The following is a 9,242-nucleotide window of genomic DNA, read 5'->3' as shown; positions in this document are numbered from 1 at the left end:
TAAATATAGGGAGAAAGGTAGTCGGAGAGGTTGCATTTAGCAAGAATCCGATAGAGAGGCTTGTAGTTAGCCCTGTACGGGTCAAAGCGTACAAAGCTGATTCAAAGTGCGACGTTTGCCTACAGAATTAGTAACTATTAAGTCACCAATAAACAACAAAGTTCAATAATTTTTGTTTGCAAAGTTGCCAAAGGTTCTGCACCCCGCTTGAGACGATATTCTAATTCGAGAAGTATGGGTAAGGTGGCGAGAAGTTGCTTAGAAGAAAAGGATTGTATCTCTTTGCGAATGAAATACAGTCGCTTGGGATTGGCAATTTCGGCGGCGGCGGCGATATTTTTGTCGTCTTTTTCTCCTTCTTCAATTTTTAATTTCACTATTGCCCAAGTGCGAAATTGACCCACTAGGGTGGCGGTGATACCCAGGGGGTTCTCGTTGCGATTTAATAATTCATTGACTAATTCTAGGGCCTTGCCTGTCTCCCGTTTTAAAATAGCACTGGCTAACTGTAAGCTGCTTTGATTGCTGGCATTGACTAAGCTTAAAATGTCCTTTTTGTCAATAGTTACCGCCGAATTATTTTTAAATAAACGCAGTTTTTCTAACTCCATCCACAGCAAGCGGCTGTTATTTCCCACCGCTTCCGCTAAGAGTTCGATCGCATCGGAAGTTAATTTTACTCCCACTTCTTTGGCAATTTCCCTAACTCTTTGGGCAATTTCCTCGACTTTCCAAGGCGGAATTAGTTCAAATTCTCTAACCTCCGCCTGATTTTGGATAAACTTGCTCGATTTTAAGCGGGAGTCGGGTTTTTTGGCACTGGTTAATAACAGATAGGAATTTTCGGGTAAATTGGGCAAAGTGCGCTGTAATTCCTGGAAAATATCCTCGGAACATTGTTGACAAATAACCGTATCAGCTAACCAAACTAAACGATTTCCCATGCCGAAAACTGGAGTCATCGCTTGATTGAGGGCCTCGATAATTGCTTCATTGCGATCACCATTAATTTTATCATAATTAAACTGTATCCAATTGGTATCGAGAAGTTTTGCTTGCAGATTTTTCACCGCTTGGTTAATAGCAAATTCATCTTCTCCCCAATAAAATATTGTCGGCATAAGTTTCTACTTATAGCAGTTATCTTGAGTTGTTACTATTGCCCATTTTCCCAAATTTTTACAGTTTTGTCAGCAATACCAATAATTAAATATTTACCATCGGCACTAATTGCTAAAGATAACAGTTTGTCTGTGGGTTGATCAAGGGTTCCTAATTCCTCTTTGCTTGTTAAATATCAAAACTTAATCGTTTGGTCTGAAAGCTTGTTTAATCTGATCGGCACAAGCATGAGAGGATAAACCAAGAATTTCCTAATATTAACGCTGGCTATTCATCAACACAGTTAAAGACGATCTGACTCGATAATTTTGAAAATTAATCAAAAAATAGACTCGATCGACCCCAAATAACGCACAATAAAAAAGGAAATGTCAAAGGAGAATCGCAAATGTTGCCCTATATCCTAGCGGTCGTTGTGGGATTGAGTAGTCTGTACCTCCTCACCACCGCTTTTATCGCCCCTGATCGCCACCGTCAAGATGATTTTCTCTGGAGTGCGGTAGGATTATTCTATGCCCTTGTCCTCTGGTTGTGCGCGGGAAGGATTACAGGCGCTATCCTCCTGGGACAAGTTGCCGCAGCCATTTTATTTATTGCTTTCGCTTGGCAAACTCTCAAACTCAGACAAGCACTTTTTTATCCCGACAAACCGGTTAAATTATTTACTATTGTCGGTTGGTTAGGCAATCGTCTCGGGAAAGTTACTCCCTCTCAATCCCCTAAAACTAAAGCTAAAGCTGAGAAAGTAGCGGCAAAAGTTAAAGAAACGGTTAAAGAAACGGTGGACCCCGTTATAGAAAAAGCGGCGGCTATCGGGGAAACTATTACAGAATCAGTGACAGAAATTGAGGAAAAAGCTCAAGAAACGGTGGACCCCGTTATAGAAAAAGCGGCGGCTATCGGGGAAACTATTACAGAATCAGTGACAGAAATTGGGGAAAAAGCCGCAGAAATTATTGATGATGGGGAAACTTTCGATGATTTCGATGATTTCGATGATTTTGATTTGGCAAAAGAAGAGATCAACTCTTCCGAAAATCCCCCAGAAATTCCTCCGACTGAACCTGTCGCAAATGTTGAAGTCGAAACTATTGCTGTTAGCGAAACGGTGATTATTGAAGTTACCGAGGAAGATTTGCCCCCAGAAGAAACTATCGGAGAAGATACTCCCCCAGAAACTCGATCCCAAAGCGCAGAAAATCCCCCCCCATCGGATTAAAAATTAAGATTATTTAGCGGGTGGGTTAGACAATAATTATGCCCCCCACCCAGTCAAACCAAGTTTAAAATGTGAATGGTTTTATTTTCCTAGTACACAGGGATAGAGCTTTTCGTTTTTCGGGACGATTCCTGAGATAATCTTCTAACCAAAGACAACCTCGATCGAGCAATTTTTGTAAATAATTATATTCCGTTTCTAAGGGCCATCGATGCTTTTGACCATCCCTAGCAATAATCACAATCTCTTGACTATCAGGACTAAAAGTGATCCCATAGACGATATCTTCTTCTATTTTAAACTCCGATCGCAAATTTCCGTCCATGTCCCAGCGTCTAGCTGTACCATCCCTTGAAATAGCGGCGATTTTTTCACCATCGGGACTAAAACTAACTCCATAAACGGGAAAAGAATCGGTTTTAATCTCCTCGAAAAGATTGCCCTGTAAATCCCAAATTTTAATCTTTCCTCGAGCAGCCGTAGCAATTTTTTGGTGATCGGGAGAAAACACCAAATCATAGATAATATTATCATCGGCTGTCCAGGAATTAATTAATTGAGGCCGATAATTACTTAAATGCCAGTATTGAACTTTTCCCTCGCTTGTTCCCGTGATTATTGCTGTTCCCTCTCCATTAAAAGCAAGACTATAAATCGGTACTTGACTAGCAGTAAATTCTTGAAGCATTGTTCCTTTTTGACTCCAGATTTGTACTTTTCCATTTCTTCCTGTAATCGCTATCTGATTACTATCGGGATGAAAAGCTATACTATAGATTGAGCGCATTTTTGTGGCAAATTCTCTAATTTTTTTCCCCTGGGAATCGAGTAAAGTAATTTGACCATCTTTATTAGCAATAGCGATAATATTGCCCTGGAAATTAATGCTAACACTGGTATTATCAGTCCTAGCTTGATTTAAATTGTTCAGTTGCCAAATTTTAGCCGTTTCATCACTCGATCCAGTTACCACCTGTTTTCCATCTTGACTAAATACAGCAGTAAAAACTGATTCTTGATGTCCTCTGAGAGTAGTTATTTCTTCCCCTTGCATTCCCCAAATTTTAGCACTACCGTCACTAGATGCAGTAATTAAAAACTGGCCATCAGGACTAAAATTAACACTGTTGACAAAATCTTGATGTCCCCGGAAAGTAGCTATTAAATTTCCCTGTAAATCCCAGATTTTAGCAGTTTTATCTGCCGCTGCTCCGGCAATTTTTTGACCGTCGGGACTAAAATTAACACTATAAAAAGCCTCAATATTTTCTTTACCTAAACTCAAGATAATTTTACCTGATAAATCCCAGATTTTAATCGTACCATCCCGGGAAGCGGTGGCAATTTTTTGACCATCGGGACTAAAACTAGCTGCATCTATCGATCTTTTATGTCCCTTAAATACCTGTAAAGTTTGACCTGATAAATTCCATAATCTAGCGGTTTTATCCCTGGAAGTGGTGACAATTTTTTGACCATCGGGACTAAAACTAACACTATAAACTGATTCTTGATGGTCAGGATAGGTGACTAAAATTTGCCCTTGCAAGTTCCAAATTTTGGCGGTTTTATCTTCGGAAGCGGTCGCAATTTTTTGACCATCGGGACTAAAACTAACACTATAAACTGCTCCTCGATGACCTGTCAAAGTTTGAATATTCTCACCTTTTTTATTCCAAATTTTTACCGTCCCATCTTGAGAAGCAGTGGCAATTTTTTGACGATCTGAACTAATACTAACACTATAAATAGTTCCCCGGTGTCCTTGCAGTTGGTTTTTTTCTTGAATGCGATCTAAAATTTGTTGTAGGGTAATAATGGGACTGGTAGCAGGATATTTACCTAGGGTTTGGTCATCAGTAACGATATTTTTTAAACTATTTACTGCTTGCATGGCCGCAATTAAAGATTCTAGTTGTTCAAATTGAAATTGTTGCCAATAACTATCACCCTGGCGCTGTAATTTAATACCTATTTGAGCGGTTTCTACTTGCTGCCATGCTTGTTTTACCTGAACAAAAGCTAAGAGAGAACCCAAAAGAGAAGCAATTAAAATTACTGAGCCAATTTTAATTCTCTTGGTGGCTTTTTGGTGAGCAATTGCTAAAATTTTATTAGCTTGCTTCTGAGTTTCTAGGCTAATTTCTGCCTCTCTTTTATCGAGGTTTTGACTAGCAGTTAAAAACTGATAATCAAGATTACTTAAGCTTTTCCCCTGAGACCAATCGAGGGCATTATTTAAAGCTTTTCCGCGTAAAAGCCGCGATTCATCGGTATAATTAGACTGTTGCCAAGCGGCAATCGCTTCTGAGTAGGGACGCAATTGCTCTAATTGTTTTTCCACCCAATTGAGATTAAATATTTCTCGATAAATAGGATTATAAACTACTAATTGATTATCCTTTTTTACCACTAACCCCGACAACCTTAATTCCCCTTGTTCTGGACTATCATCGCACAGGATTGCACCTTTTTCTAAAATTTGTTGATAGATGCCTAACAAACGACCCGCTTTGTCTTGATTTCTTAACAAGCGATCGGCAATAGTTCGCAGATGAACTGGTTCATCATGAGATTCCCAATTATTAATAATTCTCTCTTTGATCAGCGTCTCAATATCTAAATTACTTTCCAGCAATAGCTGACAGATTTTCTGGGTTAAAAATGGCTGTCCTCCCGTCCAAAAAATAACTTTTTCTAACCAGTCGGGTTGATAATTACTTTGACCGGATAATCCCGCGGCTAGAGGAGCAATTTCTGGAAGATTAAATCCTGTTAATTCGATCGCCTGGCCGATATTAAAAGATGTTTGGGTCTTTTCGCGAATTAAATCTGCTGGGGTAGCAACACCGAATAAAGCGAAAGTAATTCTTTCATACTGGGCATTTTCCGCTCTTTGGTTATAACAATAACGAATCAGGGAAAAAAAGTCATCTAGAGAAAACTGTAAACTGAGAATTTTATCGATCTCGTCAATAAAAATATAGATTTTCTCTCCCCGACAATAAACTAATAAAACTTCCTCGATAAATTGTCCCAAACGCTGTACGGGAGGTAAATCCTCTCGCTCGCGCAACCAGGATTTAAGATTAATTTTTCCCGTCAGATTAAATCCTAAAAACAAACGGGTAATCACCCCGTTATACCATTGGGATAAATTATCATTACTACCAAGACTGGTTATATCTACCGCCGCACAATCCCTGCCCGATTGCTGTAAAATATGAGTCACTCGTACCCTTAAACTGGATTTACCCATCTGACGACAGTTAAAAACGTAGCAAAATTGACCGTTTTTTAACGCCGTTAACAGTTCTCGATCGGCATTTCTCTCGATATAGGTAGGATGGTTATAGGCAAGACTACCCCCAACACGATATTGATAATTCATTATTCTTAAACAAAGTTATTTTAATGTCACCAACGCAAATAAAATAGACAATTGTGATTTAGATATATATAATGCAAGGATAATCGCTATTGACAACCTATCTCCAAGGCAATTATGAAGAAAACTTTTTTCACCTCCATCGCCGTTAGTGCCACCCTTGTCAGTGGTATTGTTTTAGGTACTCTTGATGCTGGCAGTGCCTCCGCTTGTGCTTTCGCTCAAGCTAAAGGCATTTTTGGCAGCAATAACAGCTTCCATGTCGATCCTAACAAACTTATTTTAGGGGTTGCCACCGCTACAGGAGCAATCACCGTAGCCGGTGTTTTAAGCTACCGTCGTTTTCACTCCGGACAGCCTCCCGAAGATGCCGCCGCTAACCTGCCGTCGGTATTTCCTATCCCCATTCCCCCCGCAGCTTTAAATGCCGCAGTGGAGGCGGAAGAAGCGGCAGAAACCAGCCAAATCTCCTAAAAATCTGCTATATTTCCTCAAAAAAGGTGTTGGCATCCCCGCAGCTTTCCCCCTAGGCAACACCTTTTTCTGCCTAATTGTGTCCCAGTTATCAGAATTTTCAGCGATTTTTAAGTTATGTTAAAAAGTGCAACCCTACCACCAGAGGTAAAAATGGGCAACTCTACCACATTTTCTGACACCCCACTTCATAAAGATCATCACACTTGGGAGCATTTAAAACAAGCCATCGCCGCTAGTTCCGGTTTTCGGCGTTGGCAGCAAGAACAACTAGAATCAGGTAAAAATAGAGACGATGCTGATGCTCGCATTTGTTCCTATCTACGGGAAACTTTAGAAACTTTAGCCTACTAGATTGATGCTCCCCAGCTATGACGGCATGGGGACTTTTTTTGTCCGTTTAAGCTAATTTGAAGACCTTATTTTCTGCGCGCCTCGTAACCCAACAACCAGACAAAAGCGACAATTAAAGGCAGGAAATAATAAATAGCTCGATAGGCGATTAAAGAACCTAAAAGCTCGGCATTAGATACATATTCTGGCCGTAATCTCAGCATGATAAACTCAAAAACACCTATTCCCCCCGGCACATTGCTTAATACCCCTGCCGTCATGGCAAATACATAGAGACCGAAAAATCCTAAAAACGAAGTATTGTAGCTGCCCGGGAGAAGAAGATAGAGAACTCTAGCGGCTAATATCCAATCAATAAAAGTCAACAAAATCAAAGCCAGGGAAAGAGTCCAAGAGGGTAAATAGATGTTTTCTTGGCCGATTCTTATTGGTTTTTTATAGGTGAGAGTCAAGAAAAAATATCCCGTAACCAGCAATAAAAAAATTATTCCTAAAGGTTTAGTAGTTAAAAAAGGTAATTTTAAAAGTTGAGGAATCCGTTGGGGATCGAGGAGGAAACTTAAACCACCAATCCCTAACATTCCTAACCAAAAGCTTAAATGGGTAAAAGTGATAACTTTGGCAATATCCACCACCCCCACCCCCGCAGGAGTATAGAAACGATAACGAATTGCTGTCCCAGAAAATAAGGTCAAACCAATGGTATTACCAAGAGCATAACTGATAAAAGCAGCGCGGATAATAGTGCCTAAAGCTAAGGGATGATTGATATAATAAAAACCTAGGCGATCATAACCCGTCATCGACAAATAACCCAAAGCCATCCAAAAAATAGCTTCTAGCTTACGACTTGTGGTAAGATGATCCAAACTAGCCAACAGTTGAGCAAAAGTGTAGTGTTTAAATTCTTGACTAATTGCCCAGACCGCTAGAATAAATAAACTCAAAGACAGGATAATCGGAGCAAAACGCCAGATTTTTTTATACATCTTACTTTTTACGAATTACTTTTGACTCATTAAAATTTATGAAAAGATCAAAGCTAGATTTAGCTAAACGTTTAAATCGATCCCGAAAAAGAAAATATGATAAATTCCTGACTTCCTCCTTATATTTAACAATTATTCTGGGTTTATTTTATCTACTCTACCTCAATCTTCCTTGGTCTTTTCATCTTTTTGTGCATTGGGTGACTAAAGGGGGTGATTTAGACAAAATTCCTGCCAAATTTTATTCAGAACTTAATCAATTATGTTTGAGAGCAGATAGTAGGGGGGAAGTAAGAACGAGAAACTATACAGAACATACAGAAATCGCCGAATCTCTCGGTACATTTCAATGTACTTTAGTTAATGGTGGTCAAGAATGGTTAATAGAAGATTATAAATCTTTTAGTTCTGCCGATGAAGCGATTTTAGGCACTCAGTTAGCGGTTTTTATCGCCGAGATTTTGGGAACAGATTATAGTTATAACATTCGCGCTTATATTCCTAATACTAAGTATCAAATAGCTCCCAAAACCAAATCCTAGACTAGGGATGGGTTTCTCACCCATCCTTAGAAAAAAATTAGTTTTCCGATACGGGTTTTGGTCGGGAAGGCCGAGGGATAGGGGATTGTCCGGGGGTAAAAGGTCGTTTTTCTCCTTCCCCCGAGGGATGACGATTTTTATCAAAAGGCTTTTTAAAACCTCCCTTACCCATCGGTTTTTTCTTGCTGGCAAAACCGAGGTCTAAACCTTCCAAAATGGTTAAGGCATCTCCTTTAAGTTGTACCTGAAAATCCCAAAAACGACTGATCGGTTTACCAGGTAAAGTGCCGCGCAATTTTAGTTTAAAAAACTTGGGTTTGTCTGCTTCAGTTTTGGGCATTTGTCGGATTTTGACCACTACCGCTTGATTTTCCCGTTCGGTAAAGATGACTTCGCCTCGAATCGAGAAATAACCCGGGGTAGAAGCGAGGAGAGGCTCTATCTCCTGATCATCCTCCTTTTTCAGGGTTTCTGGTTCCCAAACACCGACAATCTGAACATGAAGGGCATCATTTTCCTGACGGGTGCGCGGATAAACCACCCAAAGATGCGGTTTTTCCAGATCGAGATGATTTTTGACCAAACTGATCACTCGACCGAGAATCACAGAATCGATCGGAGTACCATCGGCAGTTAAAATATTGCCTTTAGTTAATTGTTCCTCCGATCGCTGATAATGGCCATAGACGAGACCGATCGCCCGATACTGCCGCAGATGACTGGGAGGGGGGATCGGTTGTTGACGTTTGACTTCTGCGGGGGTGGCTGACTCTACGGCTAAATCAGCCTCGGTATGGGGGGATTCAAGGGGGACTTCCTGAAGTGGAAATTCAGGAGTCGGGGGGGTTTTCGGTGATTCGGTAAACCGATTCCCAGGACGATTCATATCACACTCCTAGCGGCGGAGACACATAGTAAATTAGTAATCAAGCAAGTCAAAAGCGCGATCTGGGGGGTTACATTGACATCCTCACCGCCGTAAAACGGACGGTGATTCCCAAACCTCACGATTTGGGTTTCTGCTTCTTTCCCTTGCGGGGTTTCGCACCTGCCTTAACAGATTTACTCTGTTCTGGTCTTATGGTCGCTCTACAGACTGACACCGCAAGTCCTGCGGCCAAAATGTTTTTACTAGCGTTAATATCTCGGTCATG

8 protein-coding genes and 2 pseudogenes are annotated in these 9,242 nt (G+C 40.5%); 4 read left to right on the top strand and 6 right to left on the bottom strand.

The genetic code is table 11. The annotated features are described in order from the left end of the window. Positions 1-137: 137 nt before the first annotated feature. Positions 138-1,121 carry a DNA polymerase III subunit delta gene (gene holA, locus IM319_RS02550; protein WP_287734517.1) on the bottom strand — a complete coding sequence of 328 codons (984 nt, stop codon included), beginning with the start codon at positions 1,119-1,121 and terminating at the stop codon, positions 138-140. Positions 1,122-1,156: 35 nt separating this feature from the next. Next, a pseudogene (locus IM319_RS22340) lies at positions 1,157-1,345 on the bottom strand (WD40 repeat domain-containing protein). 165 nt (positions 1,346-1,510) lie between these two features. Between IM319_RS22340 and IM319_RS02545 the strand changes: the two are divergent. Then, complete coding sequence (locus tag IM319_RS02545; RefSeq protein WP_287734516.1) at positions 1,511-2,341, top strand: Ycf66 family protein; 831 nt, start codon at positions 1,511-1,513, stop codon at positions 2,339-2,341. A 64-nt stretch (positions 2,342-2,405) separates the two neighbouring features. Here the strand turns inward: IM319_RS02545 and IM319_RS02540 are convergent, their stop codons facing one another. Next, entirely contained in the window at positions 2,406-5,732 is a 3,327-nt protein-coding gene (locus tag IM319_RS02540; RefSeq protein ID WP_287734514.1) for an AAA-like domain-containing protein, read from the bottom strand. A 114-nt stretch (positions 5,733-5,846) separates the two neighbouring features. On the opposite strand from IM319_RS02540, the gene IM319_RS02535 reads away from it, so the two are divergent. Together IM319_RS02535 and IM319_RS02530 are read left to right on the top strand one after the other, a co-directional pair. Beyond that, positions 5,847-6,203, top strand: a complete 357-nt coding sequence (locus tag IM319_RS02535; protein WP_286827333.1) for a hypothetical protein — start codon at positions 5,847-5,849, stop codon at positions 6,201-6,203. Positions 6,204-6,320: 117 nt separating this feature from the next. Further along, positions 6,321-6,557 carry a hypothetical protein gene (locus IM319_RS02530; protein ID WP_080603301.1) on the top strand — a complete coding sequence of 79 codons (237 nt, stop codon included), beginning with the start codon at positions 6,321-6,323 and terminating at the stop codon, positions 6,555-6,557. A gap of 65 nt (positions 6,558-6,622) precedes the next feature. Here IM319_RS02530 and IM319_RS02525 read toward each other — a convergent pair whose 3' ends face one another. Then, positions 6,623-7,546 carry a lysylphosphatidylglycerol synthase domain-containing protein gene (locus tag IM319_RS02525; RefSeq protein ID WP_287076230.1) on the bottom strand — a complete coding sequence of 308 codons (924 nt, stop codon included), beginning with the start codon at positions 7,544-7,546 and terminating at the stop codon, positions 6,623-6,625. A 38-nt stretch (positions 7,547-7,584) separates the two neighbouring features. On the opposite strand from IM319_RS02525, the gene IM319_RS02520 reads away from it, so the two are divergent. Then, positions 7,585-8,088 carry a hypothetical protein gene (locus tag IM319_RS02520; RefSeq protein ID WP_286827332.1) on the top strand — a complete coding sequence of 168 codons (504 nt, stop codon included), beginning with the start codon at positions 7,585-7,587 and terminating at the stop codon, positions 8,086-8,088. Between the two features lie 37 nt (positions 8,089-8,125). On the opposite strand, the gene IM319_RS02515 is transcribed toward IM319_RS02520, so the two are convergent. Next, positions 8,126-8,974, bottom strand: a complete 849-nt coding sequence (locus IM319_RS02515; RefSeq protein ID WP_286827331.1) for a hypothetical protein — start codon at positions 8,972-8,974, stop codon at positions 8,126-8,128. A gap of 118 nt (positions 8,975-9,092) precedes the next feature. Then, positions 9,093-9,242, bottom strand: a pseudogene (locus IM319_RS02510) (RNA-guided endonuclease TnpB family protein); the annotation flags it as partial.

Origin of the sequence: Microcystis sp. M113S1 (assembly GCF_020246945.1) — a bacterium.
GTDB lineage: Bacteria > Cyanobacteriota > Cyanobacteriia > Cyanobacteriales > Microcystaceae > Microcystis.
Note: the sequence above shows the minus strand (reverse complement) of the source record. Positions and strands in the feature narration are given on the sequence as shown.

What these genes read in the sequence shown, in the direction of transcription:
- holA (WP_287734517.1), bottom strand. Translation starts at nt 1,121, where the DNA reads ATGCCGACAATATTTTATTGGGGAGAAGATGAATTTGCTATTAACCAA.
- IM319_RS02545 (WP_287734516.1), top strand. Translation starts at nt 1,511, where the DNA reads ATGTTGCCCTATATCCTAGCGGTCGTTGTGGGATTGAGTAGTCTGTAC.
- IM319_RS02540 (WP_287734514.1), bottom strand. Translation starts at nt 5,732, where the DNA reads ATGAATTATCAATATCGTGTTGGGGGTAGTCTTGCCTATAACCATCCT.
- IM319_RS02535 (WP_286827333.1), top strand. Translation starts at nt 5,847, where the DNA reads ATGAAGAAAACTTTTTTCACCTCCATCGCCGTTAGTGCCACCCTTGTC.
- IM319_RS02530 (WP_080603301.1), top strand. Translation starts at nt 6,321, where the DNA reads ATGTTAAAAAGTGCAACCCTACCACCAGAGGTAAAAATGGGCAACTCT.
- IM319_RS02525 (WP_287076230.1), bottom strand. Translation starts at nt 7,546, where the DNA reads ATGTATAAAAAAATCTGGCGTTTTGCTCCGATTATCCTGTCTTTGAGT.
- IM319_RS02520 (WP_286827332.1), top strand. Translation starts at nt 7,585, where the DNA reads ATGAAAAGATCAAAGCTAGATTTAGCTAAACGTTTAAATCGATCCCGA.
- IM319_RS02515 (WP_286827331.1), bottom strand. Translation starts at nt 8,974, where the DNA reads ATGAATCGTCCTGGGAATCGGTTTACCGAATCACCGAAAACCCCCCCG.